This window comes from Dyadobacter sp. LHD-138, assembly GCF_030929615.1.
Classification (GTDB): Bacteria; Bacteroidota; Bacteroidia; order Cytophagales; family Spirosomataceae; genus Dyadobacter.
Genome location: NZ_JAVFVU010000006.1, coordinates 89,898 through 116,151, shown reverse-complemented (window position 1 = coordinate 116,151; position 26,254 = coordinate 89,898). Strand labels below are relative to the sequence as shown.

The following is a 26,254-nucleotide window of genomic DNA, read 5'->3' as shown; positions in this document are numbered from 1 at the left end:
TGAATTGGTATGCCAAATTTTACCGCCATAAACGATTTCAAAATCAACCAGCCGTTGTCTGCCACCTATCACGAAGTGTAAATAATTTATCAAATAATATAAGATCAGCGGCAGGTCGGTTCACTACATTTGGGCTTGTAATACGAAAGCGGATCTATATCATGAAGACTGTAAACTTGGGGTTTGATAAGTGGAAAATATTTCTGGTTGTCATGATGTATCTGATGTTTTGCCCGGAAAATATTTCCGCCCAATCCCAAAAAAAGGTACGAAAGTCGTCTGGCTCCGCCAAACGCGAGACGGCCATACTTACGAACTTCGATAAAAACGGTAACCAGATAACCCGGTTTGATGCACTGGGAAATGCTGTTGACGCGCATGATGGGGAAATCGCCTACTTCGACGGAACCTATTATCTGTACGGAACGAGCTATGACTGCGGTTTTGCATGGCAGAATAAAAAAGCACCCTTTTGCGGTTTTAAAACCTATTCTTCAAAAGATATGGTCAACTGGACCGACAGAGGTTTTTTGTTCGACGCGCAAACACCTGTCTGGCAAACACGCTGTAATGGTAATACTTACGGTTGTTTCCGTCCTCACGTGATTTTCAACAAAAAAACGAAACGTTATGTTTTGTGGATCAATGTGTATGACAACAGGGTAGGGTTCAGGGTTTTTACGAGCGAAACACCGATCGGACCTTTTACAGAAGTGGCCGAGCCAAATTTGGCAGTAAACAATGACTCGCCTGTTGCGGGTTTGAACAACGGAGATCAGGATACTTTTGTAGACGATGACGGCACGGCTTACATCGCCTACACGGATTGGCGGACAAAAGGGACCATTGTGATTGAAAAATTGAATGCTGATTATCTTTCAGGAACAGGAGAGCATGTGAAAACTGTGACAGCGGGAAAGACCGAGGCACCGGGTTTGTTCAAACGCAATGGGGTTTATTATGTTACATATTCTGATCCGAACTGTGGTTATTGTTCGGGGACGGGAACTTCATACCGGACAGCTGCTTCGCCTCTTGGACCCTGGTCTGAGGGGATTAAAATCAGTGATAAATCATGTGGCGGCCAGCCTTCTTTTGTCTCTACGATTAAACTGAATTCAGAAACTATTTTCCTTTACGGCAGTGATTTATGGAACAACGCAGCCAGAAACGAAGCGCTGGCCAATTACTACTGGGCGCCGCTCACCTTTAACGAAGACGGCAGTATTAAACCGATGACCTGCAAGGACACCGTGCTGGTGACGCTTGATAAGGGTGTTAGGGAAAGGAAAGTAGCGACAGTGAAAGAGCTTGACAACAGTGCAGGGATTAATGGTTTTATCACCAAATGTGATATCGCGAAAAACATGCAGCGTTCCCAATCTTTTACGGCTACGCGCTCTGGAAACTTGTCAAAAGTAACTTTTACGACTTTTAAAAACGGGGCCACGGACGATGGTTTGCAAATTGAGATCTATCAGGCTGATCAATCTTTAAAACCGGCCGGAAAAGCTCTGTACAGTACCATTTTTGCTGCGGATGCGATTGGCTGGGCACCTAAAAATCTCGTTGCCACGCCTGATATTAAGGTAGAGGCTGGCAAACACTACGCAATTGTGGTGAAGTCGGCTACCATGACAGGATGTTATGGTCTGCAATATAATGATGACGCGATTTTTAAAGGCGGAACGGCTGCATTCAGTGTGAATGGCGGAGCGGTTTTTACGACAGAGAAAGACAGGACACTCAAATTTGAAACCTTTGTCAAAAGGAATTAAAAGAAGCCACGAATGCACGCATTGGTTTTATTAAATGAAACCGCTCAGCGTGCATTCGTGGCAAAAGTTATGCTTCAATTAATTCAGCTCTTTGATACGGATGTTACGAAACCAGACTTTTTCTTTCACATTATGATTTTGCAGGGCAATTTTACCTTTCGCATGGGCCGTGGCATAAGGCCAGTCTGCAAATTTACTTTTTGAAAGTTTGGCTTTCCAATCGTCACTTCCATACTGGTATTCAACAATTTTCTTGCCATTAAGGTAATGTTCAATCCGGTTGTTATGCACGACAATTCTTCCTTTGTTCCATTCGCCGACAGGTTTTACCACCGAAAGATCCGTGGGGGCATCCATATCATAATTTGCCCCGGAGAGCTGACTGTCTTTTAATTGCAAAATTTTTCCGTCAGCACTTTTCCAGACGTATCCTTTGTCATCAATGATCTGATATTCCGGACCTGAAAATACGGTGCGTTTGATCTCGGGTTTTTCCACGACCTTATACAATACCCCACTGTTGCTGCCTGCCGGTATTTTGAACTCAAATTCGAGGTCGAAGTTCTCATATTCCTTGTCTGTGACCAGATCTCCGCCGGTTCCGTCGGGCGTCAGCGAGCCGTCTTCGATAAGCCAGCCCACTGCTGCTTCTTTGGAATAACTATGCCAGCCGTTTATGGTTTTTCCATCGAACAGGGTTACCCATCTGCCCTTTGTCAAATCAAAAGGAATGCCGACCATCGAGATGAGGAATGTGGCGAAAATGATCATGCATGCTGGCGCGAAAACTTGTCTGCGTCGGGAAGTTCTTTTTTTCATATCTGTCAGTTTTGAAATTAGCTTTGGAAATATGTGGTAACTGAATATTAAGGTAATGCAAAGGCCATAATAAATCCGGAAGGATTGTCTTTATTTCCGCCGACTGATAATGCGACGAACTGTTTTCCGCCCGACACATACGTGCAGGCAGTAGCATTGGCAACCCCGGGAAGTTCGGTTTGCCAAAGAATTTTTCCTGTTTTTTTGTCAAAAGCCCTTAGTTTTTTATCGTTTGTACCGCTGATGAAAACTAAACCGCCGGCGGTTACGATGGGGCCAGCAGAACCTTCCTGCCCTGTTTCTGGACCATTTTTCTCCTGACGTTTCTCGTCATTTCCCAACGGAATCTGCCACTCATATTCACCCGTAGAAAGATTGACGGCGTTTAACGTTCCCCAGGGAGGCTGTAACGCGGGGTTTCCATCGGGATCACGAAAATGGCCATAGGCCGTCAGGTTAAGGTATTTGTCGGCGCCGGCTTTGGTTTGTCCGGTTTCAAGTTTGGTTGCTTTAAGCGAATTTTGTTCCCGTTCATACAAAAATGCAATAATACCTTTTTCCTTGCCTTTGACGACACTGGCAAAGGCTGGCATTTTACCACCGCCTTTTTTGATCTTATCCAGAGCAGCTTCCCGCGTCATCCGGTTTTTTAAACCAACCAGCGACGGATAATTTGGCTCGTCTCCGTTTTTATCCTGGCCATGGCAACTCACGCAATACGTCATGTAAACCGATTTCCCCTGCTGAAAAACGGTCTGGTTTTTAGCCTCTAACTCGGGATCTACTTTTTTCATCGATTCTATTTCGGGTGAATCATTTGACTTGATGAAAAGCACAGTGCTGGAAGGGTCATACGCGGCGCCTCCCCATTCTGCGCCTCCACGGGATCCGGGTAGCATTAGGGTGCCTTTCAAATCCGGCGGTGTAAAAAGTCCTTCATAACGCAGCGATCTGAATTTCTTCACAATCGAGTCGCGACCGGCCACGGAATAATTGGTCAGATCTTGTTCTGTCATCCATTGCCGTGCGAAAGGTTTTGGCTTCAAAGGAAAAGGTTGTGTTGGCCAGGATTGTTCACCGGGAATGGTCGAAACGGGTACTTTGCGTTCTTCAATAGGGTACAATGGTTTTCCGGTAATGCGGTCAAAAACAAAGATAAAACCATGTTTGGTGATCTGCGCGACCGCGTCAATTGCCTTGCCGTCTCTTTGAATCGTGACCAGATTCGGCGGCGCTGGCAAATCATAATCCCATAAGTCGTGGTGGACGATCTGGTAATGCCAGATGTATTTTCCGGTCGCTGCTTCGAGTGCTACGACACTGTTTCCATAGAGGTTACTGCCAAGTCTGTCGGCTCCGTAATAGTCATAAGAAGGAGATCCCAGAGCCAGAAAAACGATTCCGCGTTTAAGGTCCAGGCTCATGCCCGACCAGTCATTTACACCGCCTGCGTACTTGTAGGCTTCTTTTGGCCAGGTTTCATAGCCTGGTTCTCCCGGTTTTGGAATGGTGTGAAAAGTCCATTCGAGTTTCCCCGTCTTGCAGTTGTAAGCCCTGATATACCCCGGTTGTGCGCCATACAATTCAGAAACTTCTGCGCCCATGATCAGAAGATTTTTGAAAACAATGCCGGGCGAGGTGGGAATCACGGAGATTTTTTCAGGATCATCCCGCAAACCTACATTCATACTCACGCTGCCATTTTTTCCAAAGCCGGGGATCGGTTTGCCGGATCTGATGTCGAGCGCAAAGAGTTTATCGCCGCCTGTTACGAGAATTCTTTTGTCGTCACCTTCTTCCCAGTAGGTAAGGCCTCTGCTTACGCCACCTCCCTCGGCACCGTCAAAAGGGTCGAATGACCAGATTTGTTTGCCGGTTTGCGCGTTGACGGCGTACACCCAATGTTTGGCAGAGGTGGCATACATGACGCCGTCTACAACAATCGGATTGCATTCGCTGCTGCCGGGCCGGGCGCCTTCCTTCATATCATTTAAGGTAAAAGTCCATGCCGCTTGAAGCTGGGTGACATTGGAAGTGTTGATCTGATCCAGTTTTGAATAGCTGGTACTTTCGGCATCGGCTTTGTAAATACTCCACGTGCGCTCATCACCGTTCTGTGTCTGGTAAGCAACCAGAAGGAAAAAGGCTGCCAGGAGTGATAAAGAAACTATATTTTTATTGACAATCAGGTTGTAACACTTTTTTCGAAAGGTCATGAGGAAGTTATCGGTTCGGTTTCTGATTTAAGGATTTAGGATCTTATTGTAAATCAAAAAGGATATAAGACAACTGTTTTACTATAACGGTTACCTCACTGGCGGCTAATTTTTTTGATCGGCTTGGGGGCCAGGCGTTCGGATTGGCCGACCGACACCACACGCGGGCAATTTTCCGGATTTGTTGACGAAATCGATGTGTTTATTTGCTTGAAAACTAGATAGTTACTGCTGTTTTACGTTAAATAAGAATAGCTCGTAATATTAGGATTATCACAGGATGTTTCATTAAATTAGTTTATATCTAAACTAGTTAGGAACATGAAAAATCTGGCTACATTCCTGCTGTTGATTAGTATTTCCGGGTTTAGTGCTTATGCGCAGAATCCGTCGCCAAACACGAAGTCTTATAGGGTGCAAAAGTTGGATACGACGATTTCAGCTTACCAAAAGCAGACGAAGAAAGTTTCAAGCGGAAGTGAATATAACAAAGGTCTTTTAGAGCGAGGGGTTGCGCCAAAGGACACGCTCAAAAGCGATTCTATTCAGATTAACCCAGCGCCGGGTGTCAAGCCCAAAAATATTACTACTGAAATTAAAACGGAGCGTGATAGTGCAATATTGGACAAAACTCAGGAGCTGATCAGGGTGTTGGATTTAAGAAATCCTGCGGGCAACGAAGACTCGCTAAGTTTTTATTTGGATCAGATCCGGAATTATGAGACAATGGTTTTTCTGATGACGGCTTATCAGGTCGAGGTGGATTCTTTGGAAAGGAATTTTGAAAATTCAAAAAGCGTCTTTCTGGAAAAACAGCGGAGGAATTTGAAACAGGTTAAACGGCAATATCAATTTTTGGAGAATCAGATTTATTCGATTTATCGGGACAGCAATATCAGCAATGATTGGTTCAGAGCTTTTATGGCGTATCATGACAATGATTTTTTGCTGCTACCTCCTTTTGGAAAAAAGATGAACAAAGACCGGGATTATACCGGCGGGGCCCGACTTGAAATTTTGACGGACCAGTTTAAACTTCGTTTCTTTTCGGATCTTTTTAATCAGCTCTGGTTTATCAATGGCAGCGAACTATTTAACAATAAATTTATTCTTTCTTACCAGGGGATTTTCTATGGCGTTGAAGCCTACACGCCGTATATCCGCTTTGGAAGTGACAGCACGATTGCATTAAATGGTGAAAATGCTCTAAGGGATATGTCTTACAATGTTGACAGACCCTTCGCCTCTTTTCAATATTTTGGACGATCAAAGTATTACTTACACTATACCGGAGCTTGGCGGGCCAAATTAGAAACCAAAATTGGATGGATTGGTAAAGATGCCGGCCGAAAAGTGCAGGATATTTTACACCGGGATATTACGCTGGCATCCGTCCACGTCAATAGATGGGAGGATCAGATTGGTAACGGCGGACGACTTGCTTTCAACCTTGATTACAGCCTGGACTTGATGCTTTTTTCAAGGGATGGGGATGTTTTTAAACCAAAACGTCCGGACAATGAATCGAAAGAAACGTACAGAAAGAGACGAATTAATATTTATACCCCTGTGGAACTGCACTACGGAAATGTTTTGACGGCAGCAGGTGCCGGTATAGGATTTTCAAACCGAAGTTTCAAAGACAGAAGCGGTAATTATGGCTTTATGTATCCTGAATCAAGATTTGTCAAATCGAAGTTTCGGATTGTAAATTGGATAAGGCATACGTTCTATTATTCCGTTGAAACCAAACTGAGATATGTGATCCATAACTCGCTGATACAGGGCGTAGGTGTCTTTAAGACCAGAGAAAGCGATCAGGATGGCACCGATGACGAGTTTCTCTCCAAAAGAAAGCTCATTCCCTACACGGGACCGGCACCTTTGGACCCGCTGCTAAATTACAATTTTAAGGAAGGGAGATTGATTAACTGGATATGGACCACGGATTTTTCTTTATCCATGAAACTCCGTAAATCCACGCTCTTTATCACGCAGAGTTTTAATACGAGGGAATATAAATATCCGTCTCGCTATGTTGATGAAGTGGTGCAATTTGCCAATCAAAAAACACCCCTGGGAAGCAGCACCTGGAATGAAAATCGAAGGGAAATTGACAAAGAGGAAAAGTATGCGGTAAACCAGATCGACGCAAAACTGTATAATGCCAGAATAAGAGGTTTTGGCAGAGTCGGATTTTTATTTGAGTTTTAATTGAAAACGTGAATGCCTGAATGTGGCTGGATCGTTTGTTCGGGTGTTCGTTACTCGGTAATGTTTTAAACATTGGTAGAATTTATTCATGACAGGATCCCGAAGGCAGTTTTTCTTGTTTTTAACCACTGTGAATTTGCAGGAACCTTTTATCAATAAAACGACCCTACATGATCGTTTTGTTTTGATATTTGGCTACGACATTAATAAGTAATCAGTGACCGGAATTCAAAAGCAATCAGCCATATCCATAGCGCTAATCTTGTTCAGCTCCTGCTATTTCATTTATAGCTTCCCGGACGAGGATCATTTTTTTCCTACCGTGGCTATGCTGATCATGATCGTAGCCAGCTTTGTTTTGTACCAGACATTTTTAAAATACTTCCCAGATAACAATGTAGGAATACTGGCCTTTTTCCTTGGGAGACTACTCTTTGCCGGCGCGTTGATTGCCGTTAATGCCTGGATCTGTAATAATCTCAGGGAGAAATGGATTGAGCAAGACGGAATAAGAACTTACGCCATTGCGGGGCGTATTTCAAGCGAATATCGCAAGGGAAGGTACGAGTTTTACAGGCATTATTACTACCGCGCCAATGGGCGAGTGGTCGAAAAGAGGATGCCTTTTAACAAACAAATGAAAACCGGCGATACGCTTTATTTAAAGTATTCGGCAACTCATCCGTATGTGATTCAATTGGAAAATAATGACTAAAACCACTGGTTTGGTCTGAAAAATAGAGCTGCTAGGCTGTGCTAATACTTTGGAGACGGATGGTTTTAAATAGAAAAAAGGGATGTGACTTTTGAGAAATAACCGGAAGACTTTATCCTTGTTTTTGAATAAAAGCCGATATGGATTAAAATATAACCGACTGACTACATTAATATTAAACAATACTAAATATGGCCAGGCGGATATCCTTTTGCTGTGATAATTATTTGTGCGCTAGTTGTTTTTGTAATGTGTGATATTAATTTTTACGAGCTTGCCGTCTTTGAAATTTAAGTGGATCAGATCCATCAATTTGTCCCCCGGTATGTGGGTGAAATACCATTGCGGCGACTGCCCCAGGATAGGGTCATATTTTAAAGACATATCTTTGGTGAAGAGGGAAATACGCTCGAATTTATTGACATAGGCGCTCAATTTATTTATTTTTAACAGCCTGGCATAGAGTGAAGTGACGTCGTCACCGGTTCTTATGGCTGTTTCGGCATTTGCTGAGGTTGGCCATTGGGAAAGTTGCCGGCCGCTGTTTAGAAATATTTTTGAAACTTTATTTTTTTCAAATGAGATCTGAACACCGGAATCAGTACCTTTTTGCTCGTCCAGGAAAATGGACTGATATAGAGGAATTCGGTCTTTAAGCTGGCTCAAACCCGAAAATATGTTATTGACTACATTGAGATATTGAACGTTTTTCGTATCACGCAGCTGTTCCAGGGCTGTATAAACATCCGCTGCCTCTTTATTGATTTCCAGACCGAGATAACTTCCGGAGGTCAAACTATCCTTTCCGATAACATGGTTACTGAAGCAATCACACACAATTGGCGGAACCTCAGTTTCTTCCTTGATACAGCTGCTGGCTAGCAGGGATAAAAACAGAATGGCAATAAAATTACTTTTCATGGGCTATTCGTATGGGTTGGTTTATGGAATAACAGTAAATACTGATATTCTCGTGACACAACTTTGAATTCTATGGTTGTAACCGATAGAAAAAAAACTGCCCTATTTATTTGAAAGCCTCATTTTACATAAACTGTCATGCTAGAAGGCTTATAGAAAAACACCGTGACGCCCGATGAAAATGCTTCTTGATGAAAGAGGTTCAGCTGGATTTTATTTTTAGAATTTTTAAAGAGCGGCTTTCCTTTTCCAAGCAAAACAGGGTGCACCCAAAGCTGGTACTCATCGATCAGATCTGATTTGATCAAGGCAGAAACAATGCTGCCGCTTCCGAAGACAATGATATTTTTGCCTTTCTCTTCTTTGAGCCGCCGTATTTCCTTTTTTAAACCGCCTTTCACCAACCTTGAATTTTGCCATCCTAAATGTGTCAGAGTCCTGGAAAAGACGACTTTTTTGTAGTTGTTCATCATATCCGCAAACGCAATATCCTGTCTTGCAAAAGACAAATTGGTGGTTTGATAAGGCCAGTAAAGCGCCATGGCCCTGTAAGTGATCCGCCCGAGTAAAATGGTATCGGCTTTACTTAACTGCCTGGCGGCGGCTTCAGCCATTTCATCATTCCAGTAAACGAAATGCCAGTCCAGTTCACAGTCGGGACCGGCCATGAAGCCGTCGAGGGTAACGTTCATGGAAACAATTACTTTTCGCATTTTTCTATCAGTATAATTCGGTACTTCATCCGCAATAGCGAGGGTTTTATCACGATAATCCTGCTATTATTTCAGGTTTTCATTACAAAATTATAGGCAATTAGTATATTTGATGACGTGTAAAAGAGACTTCTTGTGGGGTACTTTGCGACTTCAAATTTGAAGGACATTGTATTTGAGTAATGCCGGATTTTAACCAGTAAATTACCGATTAGCCATTATATCCAATGAAACACATTTCAATTATTATTCCGAATGAGGCTGTTTTAGCCAGTATTGTTGACCCCCGGACGATATTTACCGGTGCCAACGATTTTTTAGAGGCGTTAGGGAAACCTGCACAATTTAAAGTTCAGCTTGTCGGACTTGCCAAAGATGTAAAAGTGCATGGCGGAATGTTTTCGGTACATGCGGATCTGCTGTTGGACGAGGTTGACAAAACGGATCTGATTATTATACCCGCGATTAGTGGTGATTTGGTCACAGCTGTGGAGTTGAACAGGGAATTTTTGCCGTGGATCGTGAAACAATATCAGCGCGGCGCCGAGGTTGCCAGTCTTTGTATCGGAGCGTTTTTGCTGGCTTCTACGGGTTTACTCAATGGAAAAGAATGTTCAAGTCACTGGAAAACTGCGCCCGAATTCAGGGAAATGTTTCCCGAGGTGACACTGGTTGATGGCAGAATTGTGACCGAGCAGCAAGGATTGTATTCTTCGGGCGGCGCTACTTCCTATTGGAGTTTACTTTTACATCTCGTTGAAAAACATGCGGGCAGGGAGATCGCCATTATGGCTTCCAAAATTTACGCACTCGAAATCGACCGAAAAAGTCAGTCTCCATTCGTGATGTTTAACGGGCAGAAGAAGCATGAGGACGATCCGATAAAAAAAGCACAGGAATTCATTGAAAATAATGTAACCGAGAAGATTTCAGTAGAGGATCTGTCGTCAAGATATGCCATTGGGAGACGGCATTTTGAGCGGCGTTTTAAGAAAGCAACCAACAATACACCCGTGGAATACATCCAGAGGGTAAAAATAGAGGCGGCCAAAAAACATTTTGAAACCACCGGTAAAAATGTCAGTGAGGTCATGTACGATGTCGGATACTCTGATGCCAAAGCATTCCGATCAGTTTTTAAAAAAATAACCGGCTTATCACCGATCGATTACCGGAATAGATATAACAAAGAAGCAGCCGTGGCATAACCGACCGCCTGCGTTTGTAATGGCGCATCAAGCCCCGGAGTTCAGGACAGTTTTTTCCCGAACTCCGGGGCTTTTTATGATATTTTCTATTTGTTTATGGAGACATTTTTATCGAAAATGACTGGTGAATAGCGGGTTACTCCGATCGGTCATTCGGTTGATAGCTACATTTTAGTAAGGGTTATTGTAAATATGTAAGCTTAAAATGCTCTTGTATCCAGGTATTTACTTCAATAATTAGCCTGTTATTTAATAAAAATTAAGTGAAATTGAATTTTTGAAAAAGGGAATTCTAATCTAAAAATTTTAATTTATAAATATAATTTTTAGATTTGTCTAAATTTAAACTTTGATACACTGGAAAGTGGTTTTGAGCGATATCAGAGTGTATTTTTTAATGATGGAAAATATTTCTCCTTGAATTTGATTATTCCGTAATAAAATAGAGACTTACAAAGAAAGTGTAGGTAAATACATTTATATTTGCAACATTGTTGCATTAATTGAATTATGAGCGCTGACATTATAAAACGACGACAAACTGCCTGCTTTTTGCTGGTATTGTGGGGCCTGATCTGCCTCAGCAATGTCGTGTTTCGTCACGCCCACCGCATGCCCGATGGACGGATTATCAGTCACGTACATCCTTATGCTGAATTTGGTAGTAAATGTAATTTTCCGGCACATCAGCATACGCAATCGGAGCTGCTTTGGCTGGATTGTATCGGTAATATACCTTTTGATTCATTTCTTCCGGAACTGACCTTCTTTGTTCCGGCCACTTGGTCGGCCTTGCGCATGATCTATGTTTATGAAGAAAGGGAAACGTTTCGGAATACCCGGGTCATTTTTCTTAGGGGGCCTCCAGTGCAGATCGGTTAACCTAACTCTTTTACTATTTAAATTTTTTAATTCAGGATTCGATCGTTACGCACAAATGATGCGGCTTTATGTACGACTGGAAGCCATTATTGCTACTCAATATTTTTTTCAATGAAAATAACTATCCTTTTAACATCTCTATTATTAGCCATCATTGCCAGTGCACAGGCACAAACCGGGCAGATTTCGGGCGTGGTTCGCTCGGGGGATAAATCGGTGCCTTATGCAAATATCACGCTGGCAAAAACGCGTTATGGAACCCAGGCTGACAGCTCCGGAAGTTACAAATTATCCAATTTTCCGGCAGGTTCTTATGAAATTCAGATTTCCGGCGTGGGTTTTCAGCGTTACAGAAAAATGATTGATATCATTGCTGGTGAGCCCGTTATCTATGATGTGGAATTGCATGCGGCCAATACCACGCTGAACGAAGTGGTGGTGACCGGTGTTTCCCGTGCTACGGAATTGCGAAAAAGTCCGGTCGCTATCGCCGTCATGACCAAAAAGGAAATGGACATGAATGTCAACAACAACATCGTGGATGCTGTTTTAAAGGGTGTACCCGGGCTAAGCGCGGTGACCACCGGTCCGAACATTTCCAAACCTTTTATCAGAGGTTTGGGATACAACCGGGTGCTGACGCTCTACAACGGTTTAAGGCAGGAGGGACAGCAATGGGGCGATGAACATGGCATAGAAATCGACCAGTATGGGATCGAACGTGCGGAGGTTGTGAAAGGTCCGGCCAGTCTTATCTACGGATCTGATGCGGTGGCGGGTGTGATAAATTTTATTCCTTACCTTCCCAAAGGTCCTGAGGGAAAGCTTAAAGGCGATATTACCAGCGAATTTCATAGCAATAATGGCATGATCGGAGCTTCGGGCGGTTTGGCTTACAACAAAAATGGCTGGAAAAGTGCTTTTCGTGTTTCTGGAAAAAATGCCACGGCTTATAAAAATAAAATTGATGGCAGAGTATATGGAACGGCTTATAATGAACTAAACCTGTCGGCTATGACCGGGTTTGAAAAGCGCTGGGGATCCTCCTATATCTACGCGACGCTTTACAATAACCTTCAGGAAATTCCTGACGGTAGCCGTGACTCGCTGACACGCCGGTTTACACGTCAGGTTTTTGAAAGTGGTCAGGACAATATCAAAGACCGTCCTTTTGTTTCGGAAAAAGATTTGAAAACCTACCATATCAATCCGCTTCACCAGCATATTCAGCATTACCGGTTATTTTCCAGAAATCACTTTTTACTTGGAAAAGGAGACCTGAACGCGCTGTTTGGTTTTCAGCAGAGCGTAAGACGGGAGTATAACCACCCAACTACGCCAAAGCAACCCGGACTGTATATTCAGCTCAATACGTATAACTATGACGTTAAGTATAATTTACCGGAATGGAAAGGGCTGGAAGCGACATTGGGTGTGAATGGGATGTACCAGACCAACAAAAATCTTGATGGTACGGATTTCCCGATTCCCGACTACAAACTGCTTGATATCGGAGGTTTTTTATTCCTGAAAAAATCACTTGGAAAGGTTGATGTGAGCGGCGGGGTTCGCTATGATACGCGCTCATGGAACTGGGTTGATCAGTACGTGCAGCACAATCCGGAAAGTGGATATGACGAGCTTCTTAAAGTTCCGCGCAATAGCAATGCCGTTCTTCAGTTCCCGGCTTACAACCGAAACTTCAATGGTGTCTCAGGAAGTTTGGGGGCCACCTACAACCTGTCGGAAAGGTTGCTGGTAAAAGCCAATGTTTCCCGTGGTTACCGCGCGCCGAATATCACCGAAATTGGCTCCAATGGATTGGATCCGGGTGCACATATCGTGTATCTTGGTAACCGTGATTTCAAACCGGAATTTAGTCTGCAAACGGATATCGGGTTTATCGGTTATCTGAGGGAGCTGGATATCAGCCTGGAATTGTTTAATAACAAGATCGATAACTATATTTATCAGGCAAGATTGTACGATGATGCGGGCAAACCGGTGATCATCGTGCCGGGGAATTTTACCTACAAGTATCAGCAGTCCAAAGCGCAGTTATTTGGAGCGGAGGTCAGTGTAAACCTGCATCCGACCAGGCTGAAATGGCTGACATTTAACAATAGTCTGGCATTTATCCGAGGTCTAAACCGCAATGATGCACTTATCGAGAAGGAGGGGGATGCGGCCAGATATCTGCCTTTTATACCACCAATTCATGGTCGTTCGGAGCTCAGAGTGTCTGTCAGCAAGGAAATCGGGAATTTGTCCTCGGTATATTTCCGTGCCGAAGTTGATTATTACGGAGCACAAAACAAGTTTTACGGCGTGGATAATACGGAAACGGCAACAGCGGGTTATGCGTTATTCAACCTGGGTACGGGGGCGACGGTGAATAACAGAAATAAAAGAGCGCTTTTTCAATTGTTCTTGCAGGTCGATAATCTGTTTAACAAATCCTATCAGTCGAATTTAAACCGGCTAAAATATTTTGAATATTACTCGGCCTCACCAAATGGCCGGTCCGGGATTTACAACATGGGGCGAAACGCAAGTGTAAAAGTGATTATCCCTTTTTAAGTTTAAGTTTTTAAATTGATAAAGGTCTGTCGGGTAACTACCTAGCAGACCTTTTGTTTTTTACAAATTGAGGAGGCTCCGATGGAGCCCCGTTGTTTTGTTTGTTCCGTTTAGGCTATAAACAGGGAGCTCTTACAGCGCTGTTTTGGCTTATCGAGAGTTATTATGTATACTTTGTTTTACATATCGAAAGCTCTTCCGATAACTTACCTCGAAGAGGTATCCTGTTTATAGAAATCAGGAGATAACAACTATCGAAAAACTCCATCGGAGTTTCCCCTGCGTATCGTCGAAATTGGGATAATTTCAAAATCAGGAACTAGAAGAAAAAAGGCTGCAAGAAAACCTGGCAGACCTTTTGTTTTTTATAAATTGAGGAGGCTCCGATGGAGCCCCGTTGTTTTGTTTGTTTCGTTTATGCTATAAACAGGGAGCTCTTACAGCGCTTTTTTGGCTTGTAACGAGTCATCAAGTATACTTCATTTTACATATCAGAGGCTCTTTTCGTGCTGAAACTATTCGATAACTTACCTCGAAGAGGTATCCTGTTTATAGAAAAAAGGAGATAACAACTATCGAAAAACTCCATTGGAGTTTCCTCTGCGTATCATCGAAATCGGGATAATTTCAAAATCAGGAACTAGAAGAAATTTCATGTCTCTGTGTAACCTTTTTGCTTTGATAGGGTTACCACAATGTATGTGTGAACCGGATGAGTTTATACCGTTGGCTAACAGATAAAAGCCAAATCAGAAGCAGATGCAACTTTTTACGGATTTTAGTGCCTTTGCAATAAATTGAACTAATTATTTAGCCATGAAAAAATTTTTCTTATTTATCCTTTTGCTATTCTTTTCTAATGTGCTGATTGCCCAGACATTTTCCGTGCAGGGTTTGGTTAACGACCAGCAGCATACCGGTGTTCCCTTTGCCGGGATTGCCGTACTCAGCAGTCGCGATTCCACACTGGTAAAAGCGGATGTAGCTGATGAAAGCGGGGTTTTTAAAATTACAGGCATTGCCAAAGGAAGTTACCTGTTAAGGATTACGGCAGTTGGGTTTGTCCCCTTTAAATCACCAATTCTAAAAGTAGAGGATAAGGATATTCAGCTGGAATCCATTGTTTTATCCTCCGATACAAAACAGCTCAACGAGGTGAAAATTACGGCGGCAAAACCCATGATCGAAATTGCCAATGACAAGATAATTTTCAATGTCGAAGGCAGCGTCAATGCCACAGGCTCTACGGCCCTTGAATTGCTCAGGAAATCTCCGGGTGTACAGGTAGACAAGGATGAAAATATTCTGGTGAAAGGGAAGTCGGGTGTCAGGATTTACATTGACGGACGTCCTTCTCAAATTTCCGGGCGGGACCTTGCTTCCACGTTGAAAAGTATGAATTCTGCCGACATTGAAGCCATTGAAATCATTACCAATCCATCGGCTAAATACGACGCGGCGGGTGATCTCGGCATCATTAATATTCGCCTAAAGAAGAACCGCAAGATCGGTACCAACGGAAATGTGAGTCTGGGCACCAATTTTGGGATAACACCTAAATACAATACTTCGCTGAACCTGAATCATCGGGATAAAAAGTTCAACATCTTCGGCACTTACGGATATAGCCAGGGTGCCTGGCACAACCGCACGCTGGACGATCAGATTCTGAATGATATTAGCTACAAAAAGACATGGAAAGGACTTTGGCGTGATACGACGCACAACGCCAGGATAGGCGCCGATTATTTTCTGAGTTCAAAAAGCACATTTGGTTTTAATGCCAACGGACGTGCCAGCAATCACAACGGAGGCGGAGAGAGCCGGACGCTGATCAGCAAAAGATTTGCAATGGATACCGATTCTGTCGTGCTGAATTCAAAGACTTCCAACCCCGAAAAGAACAAAAATCTTAATTTTAACCTGAACTACCGCTACGCCGATACCACCGGGCACGAATTGAATGTAGATGCGGATTACGGGATTTTTTCTTCCAGAGGAATCAGTTACCAGCCCAATACCTATCAGTTTGACGAGCCGGAAAAAGAACCTTTGGAGCGAAACTACGTGACAAAAACACCTGTCGAAATCAGGATCAGGTCTTTCAAGGCCGACTACGAGCAGCCGTTTAAGAAAGGGAAACTGGGTTATGGTTTCAAACTTTCCGATGTGAAATCAGACAACACATTCGATTTTTTTAACGTCATCCACGATACCGAAGTGATTGATATTGACAAAAGCAACCGGTTTAAATACACCGAAAGAGTGTATGCTGCCTATATCAATTACAACAAATCTTTTGCGAAAAAATGGGACTTGCAACTTGGCCTGCGTGCTGAAAATACCCATTCACTTGGGAATCTGATCAGCTACAAAGAAAACGCGCTGAATAAGGTGGACACTTCTTACACCAATCTTTTTCCAAGCGGTGCTTTGTCTTTCAAGGCGTCAAAAAATCATAGTTTTAACCTGAATTACAGTCGCCGGATCAATCGTCCGAGTTATCAGAACCTCAATCCGTTTGAGTACCGGATCGACGAGCTTGTTTATTCCAAAGGCAATCCTTTTCTCAAACCGGAGTATGCCAACAGTTTTAAACTGACGCACGTTTACAAGGCGAAACTGACCACTTCCTTTGGGTACCGGAGGACCCGTTTGCCGGTGGTAACGCTGCGCATTCCGTATGACAGCAGCCATACCTATTTTATTACCCAAAATCTGGACTATTCGCAGGGATTTAACCTGGATGTCAGTTTGACGACGCCGGTTACCAAATGGTGGGAAATTTACTTTACTATAAGCGGTTATCACAGTTTATGGAAGGCTCAGCTTGAAAATGGTTTGATTATTAATAACAAAACGACCGCGTTCCTGCTTAATGGCCAGAATACTTTCAAGCTGAAAAATAACTGGACGCTTGAACTGTCGGGCTGGTATAACTCGCCTTACCGACGTATCGATTACAACTGGGCCATGGGCATGATGGATGCCGGTGTACAGAAGAAATTCTGGAAAGATAATGCCACTTTGAAGCTTTCATTCAGCGATATTCTGCATACGGCCAGAGGCGGTTATACCTCTGAATACGCGGGTATTGAAACCCGTCTGCGGTTCAAATTTGAAGGACGCATGCTGAAACTGAACTTTAACTACCGGTTTGGAAGTAATGAAATTAAAGCTGCCAGAAGCCGTCGGGCCGGAAGCGAAGACGAGTTGAACCGTATCAAGGGTGGTTGAAAAGAACCTGAAAATCCTTTTTACATAATCTGATCACGTCGTGGAAATGCGTTTGCTTTGATTTATATTTTGGTAAATTGAGGGCTTAATCAGAAAATACTGGAACAGAATCTTATGAATATCATTAAAGCAAGTGAAATATCGGATCTTTCCGCTACCGGAGATACGGTGATCATTGACGCACGTGGTGGTGCCGATGCGGAAGACCGTTTTGATACAGGTCATTTGGAAGGAGCACTTTTTGTAAATCTGGAAACGGATCTTTCCGACAAAGCAGAGCATGCGGCAGACGGTGGCCGGCATCCGCTGCCCGATGTGAAGAAATTCGCTTTGCTGCTGGGTCAGCTTGGTGTTACGCCTGAAACGACGGTTATTGTTTACGATGATAAAAGAGGGGCGATGGCGGCTGCGCGTTTTTGGTGGATGTTGAAAGCTGTCGGCCATCAGGAAGTCTATGTGGTAAGCGGCGGTCTGGAAGCTATTGTGAATGAAGGACTCGTTGTTTCTCAGGATAGCCTGGAATTGCTGACAGAATATCCCGGGTATCCCGCTGAGGCGTGGCTTTTGCCTACGGTTGATCTGGCAAAGGTTACCGAGGCATCGTCAGACCCGAATTATGTGATCATTGATGTGCGGGAAAATTACAGATACAACGGCGAAAGTGAGCCGATTGATCTGGTGGCCGGGCACATTCCGGGAGCAGTCAATATACCTTATCTGGGCAATATGGGGGAAGACGGTGATTTTCTTTCGGCCGAGGTGCTTAAAGCAAAGTATGCAGAAGCATTAAAGGGGCATGCACCGGAAAAGATAATCGTTCATTGCGGGTCAGGGGTAACGGCTTGTCACACCCTTTTGGCGCTTGACGAGGCAGGTATCACGGGTGCAAATCTGTATGTGGGGTCATGGAGTGAGTGGTCCAGAAACGACAAGCCAATCGTGACGGAAGTATAAGCTGATACCTGAACTGTCAACTTCCCGGACCGATTTGTGATTTTCATGATCTAAGGCAGATGTAAAGAGAAGATTAAATTATTTTGCTCCGGTTACATATTTGGATTTTACAGGTTACATTTGAGTATCCATCACTAGCCGGAAAACCTATGAGACCTGTAATTTTCCTTCTTCTTCTAATTGTTTCTTTGCCGGTGTTCAGTCAAATCGTCTTCGAGAAAGATCTGACCTGGGAGCAGGCTTCTAAAAAAGCAAAAGCTGAAAACAAGCTGGTTTTTATTCATTTGGAGGGCAACAAATGCCAGCAATGTAATGAAGTTGCTTCACAAGGCTTTAATTCGGGAGTTTTGAGAGAAAAATTTGCTGTCAATTTTATTTCGCTTCGTGCCAATGTTGAAACGGAGGCAGGCAAAAACTTGCAGATAAATTCGAGATAAAGGGGGCTCTTGTTTCGTTATTTGTGGATCCGCAGGGGAATATTTTACATCGTTATGAGGGTTCTACAAGTGCCGGTTTTGTTTACGCCGAACAAGCAGATATTGCATTGAGCAGACGCGGAGGAAAACAACTGGACCAATTTATGAAAGAATATGAGGCGGGAGATAGGTCTTTGCCGTTTTTGAAAGATTATATTGTGAAGCGAAAGCAAAGCGCTCTTTCTGTTGAGGATATCTTGGACGAATATGTTGCCTTGATATCTGTCGATTCCCTGAAAAACTTTAATACAATCAGATATCTTTATGCACAAGGGCCTTCACTGGATAGTAAAGCTTTTATGAGTATTCGTGCTGCTGCCCCCAAGACTTTGATGGACAGCATTTACAGGACAGTTCCTTTTAGTGAGGCAGTGGCCATGAACAATGCCATCATTAATGCTTCATTCCGGAAGGCTGTGAATAAGAAAGATCGCGCGTTGGCCTATGCAGTTAGCAGTTTTTCTGCGAACTCGTATTTGCCTGATTTTACCAAGGGGATGCTTGCTTATAACAGAAGTATTTTGCGTTATTTTTATTCTGTAAAAGACACTTCCAGGTATTTTCTGGAAACCCGAAGATTTTTAGGGGAGGTTCATCAGCGGCTTACAGTTGATTCGCTTTTGAAAATGGATGAAAAAGAGTTTCGTAATCAGTCATTTCCCAAGCCGGACCCTTCTAAGGAAGTGTCAGTACAAAAAATTGGCTTTACTGCTCCTTCGCAATTTTTCCATATCGAGCTGAATGAACACGCCTGGCACTTCTTCGAAATGGCAGGAAAAAAGGAAGATCTAGAAAATGCCTTACAATGGTCGCAGTTATCGATGACCTGGTTTGACGAGTTAACTAAAAATAAGCAACATCCCATGAGACTGGGCAATGCAGCGTACCTGGATACCTATGCACATATTTTGTACAAACTAGAAAGAAGAGATGAAGCGATAGCGTGGCAAATCAAAGCAGTGGAGGCCCAGAAAGTAACAGGGAATCCAACCCGTTCCTTTGAGACAACGTTGGCAAAAATGAAAGATGGTAAATTATGACAGGTGTTGAATGGCGCGAATTAAAGTCCTGCCATTCAACACATATATTTTGTGTGACTTAAAGTAATTTTTGACAAAGAAATAGGCAAAATAACTACTCGCTTCGCAAAGACTTTACCGGATTCATCAATGCCGCTTTAATCGCCTGGAAGCTTACCGTGAGCAATGTGATTATAATGGCCATGGCGGCTGAAAATACAAATGCTTCCCAACTCAGACTGATATGATATTCATAACTTTTAAGCCAGTCACTTAAAAAATACAGGGCGATGGGGCAGGCGATGAGACATGAAATACTAACCAGATAAACAAATTCCTGGGACAACATGGCCCACATTTGTACCACATTAGCGCCAAGTGCTTTTCGGATGCCAATTTCCTTGGTACGTTGTTCAGCAGTGTAAGCCGCAAGTCCAAACAGGCCAAGGCAGGAAATCAGGATGGCGAGCACGGCAAATACGCGGGCGAGTTTGCCAACCCGTTCTTCTGAGTGGAACTTTGAGTCATATTCGGTGTCAGCAAACTTAAACTCGAAAGGTGTTTCCTGGTCGTACTTTTTGAAAATAGCTTCTACTTTCTTAACCGCCAGATCCGTTGGGATCTCCGGTTTTAGCTTGATATTAATCAGATTGGCCCCTTCGTAATCCATCATAAATATGGTTGGAAAAGTTGCTTTGTATGGTGATTTCATCACCATATCTTTGACGACACCGACGACAATTTTGGGCTTTTGATTGTAGCGAATGGTTTTTCCGACCACCTCTTTCAAACCAGTTAGCTTTACTGCGGCTTCGTTGAGGATAATGGCCGAGGTATCGGTCGAATAGTCTCTTGAAAAATCTCTTCCTTCAATAATTTTCCAGCCGATTGTTTTTCCAAAATCATGCGTACAGCCGATCGTTCCAAACAACGGGTCGCTGTTCGGATCTTTACCTTCCCAGCTGAATCCGATCTGGTTGGACCATATTTCCGTTGTAGGACTGGATGATTCGCTCATTTCTGTCACTGCTCCGGATTTCAAAAGATCGTCACGAAGCGGCCCATATTTGCCATAATGACTCGGTACCATCTCAACTTGCAGCAAACCGGTGCGGTCGTAACCCACGGGCCGGTTTTTGGCGTGTTTGATTTGCTGAAACACAACGATTGTTCCAATAATCAGTGTGATCGAAACTGTAAACTGGACAACAACCATCACTTTACGCGGCGTAGCTGTCCAGTTTCGGGATTTCATTCTTGAAGATAAAACACCGCCTTTCAATACTTTTAGCGGATTGAAAGAGGAGAGGTAAAACGCCGGATAACTACCGGAAACAAACCCTGTAAAAAGAGAAAATACCGTTATAATCAGCCAAAAAAGCGGATACTGAAAGGGAAAACTTACATTTTTGCCCGCCAGATCGTTAAAAGCGGGTAATACCAGGAGCACAATGATGATTGATAACAGCAGTGAAAATGCAACAACCATGATCGATTCACTTAAAAATTGTCCGATAAGCTGGCTGCGCAGCGACCCCACGGCTTTGCGTATACCAACTTCTTTGGCACGTTTTTCAGAACGGGCTGTACTCAGATTCATAAAATTGATACATGCCAGCAGCAATACAAAAGCGCCGATAATGCTGAAAAGCCACACAAACTGAATGCCGCCGCCAATATTCTTCCCATCTTTGAACTCTGAATACAAATGCCAGCGGCTCATCGGATGAAGAAAGTGCTCCGGGTGATCGGTTTTTGATTCAGCATGGGGTTTTTCTACGTCCCGGATTTTGAGGGAGACTTTGTTCAAGTCAGCTTTGTCGGTGAGTTGCACAAAGTATTGAAAAGAGTGGTTGTCCCATTGCTGCTCGGATTTTTTCACCCAGGGTTCTGCCACGCCATAATCCGACCATGGCAAAAAGAATTTAACGTTGTAAAATTCGGAGTTGCCGGGCATATCCTCGTAAACACCCGTAACCTTGAAATTATATTTTGTATCCAGCTTGATAACTTTGTTGACAGGGTCTTCATGTCCAAAAAGTGCCTCGGCGATGGATTTTGAAATTAATACCGATCCCGGCTCTTTGATGGCGTTTGAATAATCGCCTTTAAGCATTTTCAGGGATAACATGGCAGGGAAATCCGGCTGGGCATACATTCCGGTTTTGTTTATTTTCCTTTCGCCACTGACCAATAAATGGGTCATGTTCCAGGACGTCAATGCCGTCTGTTTAAAATCGTTCTGATATTTTGTTGCTATTTCTGTTGCTGACGGAAATGATAAAGCGTTACTCGTTCCGATTGTTCCATTGAAGGTCTGATTGATCATCACCTGCGCAAGTCTGTCGTAAGTCTTGTGAGATTTATTGAAAGAGATTTCATCCCAAACCCAAAGGCCTATCAGCATCGCTACGGCAATACCAACGGCAAGTCCGGTTATATTGATAAAGGAGTAGATTTTGTTCTTGCCGAGATTTCTTAGTGCAATTTTCAGATAGTTTTTAAACATGGCGTTTCAGGTTTCAGGAACAAGGAGTTTGGATGTGAACGACTGCTCTTGGGTATGATACCAAATTTATGCCTGTAAATTAATTAACTTATAATGAGATTGTTATGTGATTTTTAAATAACAAAACTGTCCGAATGCGGACAGTTTTGTTCAGTGTTGGACAAGTTTCGTGGAGCGTATTTTGAAAAACACCGCTCGATTTGGGACAGGATCGTTAATCAGAACTGATTTCATTGATCCTGATATGGCACCGCTTTTATGAGCCGAATGTTATTATACTCCGCAATGATTAACGTGTTTTCAGACGGCACAATGCCTCTTTTAATCCAGTTGCTCACTGTTTGCGTATTGGGGATATTGAACCGGTTACAATATTCGGCGACGGTTACCCACTGGTCGGTGGGGTACTTTTTGCCATTTATATACAAGTAATTTCGTAGAGCGTTTTCGCTGTCCGCTAGTAATGTATCCAATTCTGTTTTTTTTATTACTGCTTTCATAGTCCTTATTTACTGTTGACAAATTCAACCGATCAACTATTTTTCTCATTTAGTGCATCCAATATACGGGCGATGAGGTCTAAAATTCTGTTTATCTCGTCTTCTGTCATTTCGTGCTGCCTGTCTCTGAGATATTGCCTGAGTGCAGCAAGCTGCATTCGGAGGTGAAACTCTTCCATGTATCGTGTGTGTTTGTCGTTAAATTTACACAATGTTACGTTGCGTAACAAACGAATTTCAACGACAAACACACGATAATCGAAATTTGAATAAAATATTTAAACTAAACCTTTTCCACTAACTGCCACTCTGCACGTCATCGTTTCTGATCCCTCTTTTATTCTTTCTGATCGCGTCTTTTAGCTTCCCGAATTTATAATTTACACTGAAATTAAAGGAACGGAAATAATCCCGACGGTCATTGTTCTGGGCAAAATCCGGGCCAAATGATTCATTGTGGTTACGTCTGAATTTGGTAAATGGATTGTTTACCGATGCCGAGAGCGATAACTTGTCTTTCACGATATCCTTGTTGACGCTGAACGAGGAGCTAACCATTGCATTGGAAGTGCCTTGCAAGCTTACACTCGGTCCGTTTGCATTCAGGTTTGCGTTAACCCGCCATTCTTTTTCAAAACGATAGCCGGTTGAACCCGAGAACTGATACATCAGTCCTTCATTTTTAATCAGCACATTGTTGACCAACCCTTGCACCATGCCATACGCGGCTCTTAAATTCATGCTGAAATTCCATTTTTTTGTAATCGGGTAGTTGATATTCAGGTTTGCCTGAGGAAGTTTTGCACGGCCCGTGTTACCGTATGAAGTCCTGGTAATATTGGTTGTAGAATCATAGACGGAAACCGGGAAAATAAGATCTTTGAAAAAAGTATAACCAAGTCCGAAATTGATGGATGCCTTCTTCGACCAGTTGTATCCAAGCTGGATATCGTTCACATTGGCAGGACGAAGGTCCGGGTTTCCGGTACGTTCAAAATTTGGATTGGATTTATCGACGAACGGATTTAACTGGTAAATACCCGGACGCTGAATTCTTTGCGTATAACCCAAATTCAAAGCGCTGTTACCTTTCAGTTTTCTGTTAACAGATACCGAAGGAATCACATTGAAATAATTCTGCCGCACCTTCGAGTCCGTTGAAATAAAATCGGCATTAATCACAGTTTGTTCGATCCGGGCACCGGCTTTAAAACTCCATTTTTTTAGGTTGTACTGATACGTATTGTAAGCCCCGAAAACATTCTGTCCGTTCCTGAATTTATTTCCCAGACCGGGTTGTACTTCATACTGATCCGTTTCATCGTTGTAAGACCAGTTTTGAAAATCACTTTTATTATCCCGGATAATGGCTTTCAAACCGGCCTCGATGTTCAATTTTTTTACCGGATAAACATAGTCAACCTGGAAAGTTTGTTCCGAAAAGCGCTGATCATTAAGCTGTTTGTAATCTGGGATGTCGTAGTTCACCCGGTCGGTAAAGGCCAGGTTATTGTTCGATTTATTACCATAAGAAAAGTAGCGGTACGAAAAAGTAAGCAATCTGTTTTTGTCGGCCTTAAATCCTTTTTGATAGTTCACGGCTGCGTCCATACCCTGACCATTTCCGCCATTGCTATTTTGCAGGATATACTTTTGCAGAATTTCTTCGGTACCGGTCAGCGAACTTTTCTGCGTGTTGATTCCGTTCGAACGGTTTCCATTGATATTAAACTGGCCGGAAATCAAATTAAGACTGTCTATTTCATACGTGATCTCGTATCCCAGATAGGCATTTTTACTATCCGATTTATTTGTTCCGTTTTGAAGCAGACTGGTTGGATCGTTTCCGAAGGTGTTGCGGGATGTGGAATTGGTGGTTACGGGCGTATTATAAATGCTGGCGCCTCCAAATGCTGACATGCCCAATTTTCCGAATTTAGCCGACACAGACCCGCCAAATCCCGGACCTCCCGTTGGAAAACGCTCGCTGATATTCAAGGATCCGTTGTAGCCATTGTCTACTTTTTTGTTTGTAATGATGTTGATGATACCGGCCAATCCCTCGGCGTCATATTTGGCTGGTGGCGTGGTGATTACCTCGATACGTTCAATAGACGAAGCAGGCATACTGCGCAGTACTTCCTTGTAACTTCGCTCCATCATACTGGACGGTTTTCCATTGATCAGAATTTTGAAATCGCTGTTTCCTTTCATATAGACCATATTGTCAGCGTCCACGGAAAGTAATGGAACCTTACGCATCATGTCCAGTACGCTAAAAACCTTGCTTTCCGGATCGGCCTGCACGTCGTAGGAAATACGGTCTACTTCCTGGGTTACGACGGGTTTGGTCGCCGTGATTTTAACTTCTTTTAAACCTACCGTAGCCGGACTTATCAGGATGTTTTCCAGATTCACCGTTTGTTTGGTAGAGTCGCTCAGGTCGGCGGCCAACATTTTATCTTTGTATCCGACACCCACAATTACGACCTGATACTTTAACGGTTTCAAGCCGGAAAAAGTAAAAGAGCCGTCCGTTTTGCTGTAATCGACCTTAACCACGGTGTTTTTGTCGGTCATTAGGTTAACGGTAATAAAATCAAGCTTTTTCTGCGAAATAGAATCGGAAATGGAGCCGGTGATTTTACGACCTTCGGAGGCATTTTGGGCCAGAGTTTTTTTCGGGATGCAAAGCAGAATACTCAAAATGAGGATCTGGAAAAATAGAATAGATGTAAGTTTCATGGTAGTTAAATTTATGGCTAATAGATTTTTAAGGCATAGGAAGTCTTCTCCGGAAAATTCAATTTTTCGGTTGCATCGGGTACTTGTATGCTGATTCACGGCGTTGAAATCTTTGTCAGAACGTCTTCTTGAAAAGTATCAACACAACAAAGGTATATCAAGGTACTATGTTTTGCAAGGTACTTGGTGAAAGGTTTTTGTGTTCGTGACAGGTGGTGTAATAGCTACATGAGTGGCAGTTTTCGGGATAATTTCGGTGCGGGCATTAGTTATTTATCCGCCAGTTTTCTTTCAATAATAAAATTGAGGATCAGGCTCAAACCGCCGAAAAGGAATATCATGGACAAAAAGGAAGGTCCTTTGCTCAAATCGTAGCATGCATGCAGGACCTCACCGATAATGATGCCAAGGGCAACTCCGACAAACAACATGCCGAATTTCAGGGTAGGCGAAATGGATTTGTTCTGATCAACAAATATAGAGGCGTCAACACCTCTTTCTATCATGGCTATACGTTCTTTGTATCGTGTCATCAGAAATACGTATACAATTCCGAAGATCCCGGCAAAGCCAGCCATGGAAATAAGGGCACCTGCGAATACTCCACTCATTTTGTTTCAGTCGTTTAAATTGAACTTATACTGCATAAGACCAGTGCCGCGGTTCAAAGGTTACAAAAATTGTTTAAATTTATCAGAAGAAAAATTTTTAGCGTTTTTTGTAACCAGAGTGGCTCGGGCCGGGTCTAACACGCATCAGGCAGCCATC

At 43.1% G+C, this 26,254-nt stretch carries 19 protein-coding genes; 10 read left to right on the top strand and 9 right to left on the bottom strand.

Annotation, left to right across the window (positions count from 1 at the left end):
- The first annotated feature begins 161 nt into the window (after window positions 1-161).
- Window positions 162-1,778: a family 43 glycosylhydrolase gene (locus RB622_RS06005; protein ID WP_308045631.1), complete on the top strand. Its 1,617-nt coding sequence runs from the start codon at window positions 162-164 to the stop codon at window positions 1,776-1,778.
- A 78-nt stretch (window positions 1,779-1,856) separates the two neighbouring features.
- On the opposite strand, the gene RB622_RS06000 is transcribed toward RB622_RS06005, so the two are convergent.
- The gene (locus tag RB622_RS06000) at window positions 1,857-2,519 is read right to left on the bottom strand and encodes a DUF1080 domain-containing protein (RefSeq protein WP_308045784.1); all 663 of its coding nucleotides are present in this window, start codon (window positions 2,517-2,519) and stop codon (window positions 1,857-1,859) included.
- A gap of 125 nt (window positions 2,520-2,644) precedes the next feature.
- The gene (locus tag RB622_RS05995) at window positions 2,645-4,813 is read right to left on the bottom strand and encodes a PQQ-binding-like beta-propeller repeat protein (protein WP_308045630.1); all 2,169 of its coding nucleotides are present in this window, start codon (window positions 4,811-4,813) and stop codon (window positions 2,645-2,647) included.
- Between the two features lie 321 nt (window positions 4,814-5,134).
- Between RB622_RS05995 and RB622_RS05990 the strand changes: the two genes are divergently transcribed.
- Both RB622_RS05990 and RB622_RS05985 read left to right on the top strand, forming a co-directional pair.
- Window positions 5,135-7,027, top strand: coding sequence for a lipid A-modifier LpxR family protein (locus tag RB622_RS05990; protein ID WP_308045629.1), 1,893 nt, complete (start codon window positions 5,135-5,137; stop codon window positions 7,025-7,027).
- Window positions 7,028-7,244: 217 nt separating this feature from the next.
- Complete coding sequence (locus RB622_RS05985) at window positions 7,245-7,742, top strand: hypothetical protein (protein ID WP_308045628.1); 498 nt, start codon at window positions 7,245-7,247, stop codon at window positions 7,740-7,742.
- 234 nt (window positions 7,743-7,976) lie between these two features.
- Here the strand turns inward: RB622_RS05985 and RB622_RS05980 are convergent, their stop codons facing one another.
- The gene (locus tag RB622_RS05980; RefSeq protein ID WP_308045627.1) at window positions 7,977-8,663 is read right to left on the bottom strand and encodes a hypothetical protein; all 687 of its coding nucleotides are present in this window, start codon (window positions 8,661-8,663) and stop codon (window positions 7,977-7,979) included.
- Between the two features lie 119 nt (window positions 8,664-8,782).
- The gene (locus RB622_RS05975; RefSeq protein WP_308045626.1) at window positions 8,783-9,376 is read right to left on the bottom strand and encodes a dihydrofolate reductase family protein; all 594 of its coding nucleotides are present in this window, start codon (window positions 9,374-9,376) and stop codon (window positions 8,783-8,785) included.
- Window positions 9,377-9,603: 227 nt separating this feature from the next.
- Here RB622_RS05975 and RB622_RS05970 point away from each other — a divergent pair, with 227 nt between their 5' ends.
- From RB622_RS05970 to RB622_RS05940, 7 genes are all read left to right on the top strand, one after another.
- Window positions 9,604-10,584, top strand: coding sequence for a helix-turn-helix domain-containing protein (locus tag RB622_RS05970; RefSeq protein ID WP_308045625.1), 981 nt, complete (start codon window positions 9,604-9,606; stop codon window positions 10,582-10,584).
- Window positions 10,585-11,094: 510 nt separating this feature from the next.
- The gene (locus tag RB622_RS05965; RefSeq protein WP_308045624.1) at window positions 11,095-11,466 is read left to right on the top strand and encodes a hypothetical protein; all 372 of its coding nucleotides are present in this window, start codon (window positions 11,095-11,097) and stop codon (window positions 11,464-11,466) included.
- A 111-nt stretch (window positions 11,467-11,577) separates the two neighbouring features.
- On the top strand, window positions 11,578-14,046 hold the full coding sequence (locus tag RB622_RS05960) for a TonB-dependent receptor (RefSeq protein ID WP_308045623.1): 2,469 nt from the start codon (window positions 11,578-11,580) through the stop codon (window positions 14,044-14,046).
- 816 nt (window positions 14,047-14,862) lie between these two features.
- Window positions 14,863-17,283, top strand: coding sequence for an outer membrane beta-barrel family protein (locus RB622_RS05955; protein WP_308045622.1), 2,421 nt, complete (start codon window positions 14,863-14,865; stop codon window positions 17,281-17,283).
- A gap of 114 nt (window positions 17,284-17,397) precedes the next feature.
- Window positions 17,398-18,237: a sulfurtransferase gene (locus RB622_RS05950; RefSeq protein ID WP_308045621.1), complete on the top strand. Its 840-nt coding sequence runs from the start codon at window positions 17,398-17,400 to the stop codon at window positions 18,235-18,237.
- Window positions 18,238-18,386: 149 nt separating this feature from the next.
- Window positions 18,387-18,674, top strand: a complete 288-nt coding sequence (locus RB622_RS05945) for a thioredoxin family protein (RefSeq protein ID WP_308045620.1) — start codon at window positions 18,387-18,389, stop codon at window positions 18,672-18,674.
- Window positions 18,675-18,697: 23 nt separating this feature from the next.
- On the top strand, window positions 18,698-19,753 hold the full coding sequence (locus RB622_RS05940) for a hypothetical protein (protein WP_308045619.1): 1,056 nt from the start codon (window positions 18,698-18,700) through the stop codon (window positions 19,751-19,753).
- 94 nt (window positions 19,754-19,847) lie between these two features.
- On the opposite strand, the gene RB622_RS05935 is transcribed toward RB622_RS05940, so the two are convergent.
- The 5 genes from RB622_RS05935 to RB622_RS05915 all read right to left on the bottom strand — a co-directional run bounded on the left by RB622_RS05935 (window position 19,848) and on the right by RB622_RS05915 (window position 26,097).
- Complete coding sequence (locus RB622_RS05935) at window positions 19,848-22,241, bottom strand: ABC transporter permease (protein WP_308045618.1); 2,394 nt, start codon at window positions 22,239-22,241, stop codon at window positions 19,848-19,850.
- 230 nt (window positions 22,242-22,471) lie between these two features.
- Window positions 22,472-22,741 carry a hypothetical protein gene (locus RB622_RS05930; protein WP_308045617.1) on the bottom strand — a complete coding sequence of 90 codons (270 nt, stop codon included), beginning with the start codon at window positions 22,739-22,741 and terminating at the stop codon, window positions 22,472-22,474.
- A 32-nt stretch (window positions 22,742-22,773) separates the two neighbouring features.
- Window positions 22,774-22,920 carry a hypothetical protein gene (locus tag RB622_RS05925; RefSeq protein ID WP_308045616.1) on the bottom strand — a complete coding sequence of 49 codons (147 nt, stop codon included), beginning with the start codon at window positions 22,918-22,920 and terminating at the stop codon, window positions 22,774-22,776.
- A gap of 118 nt (window positions 22,921-23,038) precedes the next feature.
- Window positions 23,039-25,486 (bottom strand): outer membrane beta-barrel protein, encoded by a 2,448-nt coding sequence (locus RB622_RS05920; protein WP_308045615.1) that lies wholly within the window; start codon window positions 25,484-25,486, stop codon window positions 23,039-23,041.
- 269 nt (window positions 25,487-25,755) lie between these two features.
- Window positions 25,756-26,097 carry a DUF6249 domain-containing protein gene (locus RB622_RS05915; protein ID WP_308045614.1) on the bottom strand — a complete coding sequence of 114 codons (342 nt, stop codon included), beginning with the start codon at window positions 26,095-26,097 and terminating at the stop codon, window positions 25,756-25,758.
- Window positions 26,098-26,254: the final 157 nt, after the last annotated feature.

What these genes read in the sequence shown, in the direction of transcription:
- RB622_RS06005 (WP_308045631.1), top strand. Translation starts at nt 162, where the DNA reads ATGAAGACTGTAAACTTGGGGTTTGATAAGTGGAAAATATTTCTGGTT.
- RB622_RS06000 (WP_308045784.1), bottom strand. Translation starts at nt 2,519, where the DNA reads ATGGTCGGCATTCCTTTTGATTTGACAAAGGGCAGATGGGTAACCCTG.
- RB622_RS05995 (WP_308045630.1), bottom strand. Translation starts at nt 4,813, where the DNA reads ATGACCTTTCGAAAAAAGTGTTACAACCTGATTGTCAATAAAAATATA.
- RB622_RS05990 (WP_308045629.1), top strand. Translation starts at nt 5,135, where the DNA reads ATGAAAAATCTGGCTACATTCCTGCTGTTGATTAGTATTTCCGGGTTT.
- RB622_RS05980 (WP_308045627.1), bottom strand. Translation starts at nt 8,663, where the DNA reads ATGAAAAGTAATTTTATTGCCATTCTGTTTTTATCCCTGCTAGCCAGC.
- RB622_RS05975 (WP_308045626.1), bottom strand. Translation starts at nt 9,376, where the DNA reads ATGCGAAAAGTAATTGTTTCCATGAACGTTACCCTCGACGGCTTCATG.
- RB622_RS05970 (WP_308045625.1), top strand. Translation starts at nt 9,604, where the DNA reads ATGAAACACATTTCAATTATTATTCCGAATGAGGCTGTTTTAGCCAGT.
- RB622_RS05965 (WP_308045624.1), top strand. Translation starts at nt 11,095, where the DNA reads ATGAGCGCTGACATTATAAAACGACGACAAACTGCCTGCTTTTTGCTG.
- RB622_RS05960 (WP_308045623.1), top strand. Translation starts at nt 11,578, where the DNA reads ATGAAAATAACTATCCTTTTAACATCTCTATTATTAGCCATCATTGCC.
- RB622_RS05955 (WP_308045622.1), top strand. Translation starts at nt 14,863, where the DNA reads ATGAAAAAATTTTTCTTATTTATCCTTTTGCTATTCTTTTCTAATGTG.
- RB622_RS05950 (WP_308045621.1), top strand. Translation starts at nt 17,398, where the DNA reads ATGAATATCATTAAAGCAAGTGAAATATCGGATCTTTCCGCTACCGGA.
- RB622_RS05945 (WP_308045620.1), top strand. Translation starts at nt 18,387, where the DNA reads ATGAGACCTGTAATTTTCCTTCTTCTTCTAATTGTTTCTTTGCCGGTG.
- RB622_RS05935 (WP_308045618.1), bottom strand. Translation starts at nt 22,241, where the DNA reads ATGTTTAAAAACTATCTGAAAATTGCACTAAGAAATCTCGGCAAGAAC.
- RB622_RS05930 (WP_308045617.1), bottom strand. Translation starts at nt 22,741, where the DNA reads ATGAAAGCAGTAATAAAAAAAACAGAATTGGATACATTACTAGCGGAC.
- RB622_RS05925 (WP_308045616.1), bottom strand. Translation starts at nt 22,920, where the DNA reads ATGGAAGAGTTTCACCTCCGAATGCAGCTTGCTGCACTCAGGCAATAT.
- RB622_RS05920 (WP_308045615.1), bottom strand. Translation starts at nt 25,486, where the DNA reads ATGAAACTTACATCTATTCTATTTTTCCAGATCCTCATTTTGAGTATT.
- RB622_RS05915 (WP_308045614.1), bottom strand. Translation starts at nt 26,097, where the DNA reads ATGAGTGGAGTATTCGCAGGTGCCCTTATTTCCATGGCTGGCTTTGCC.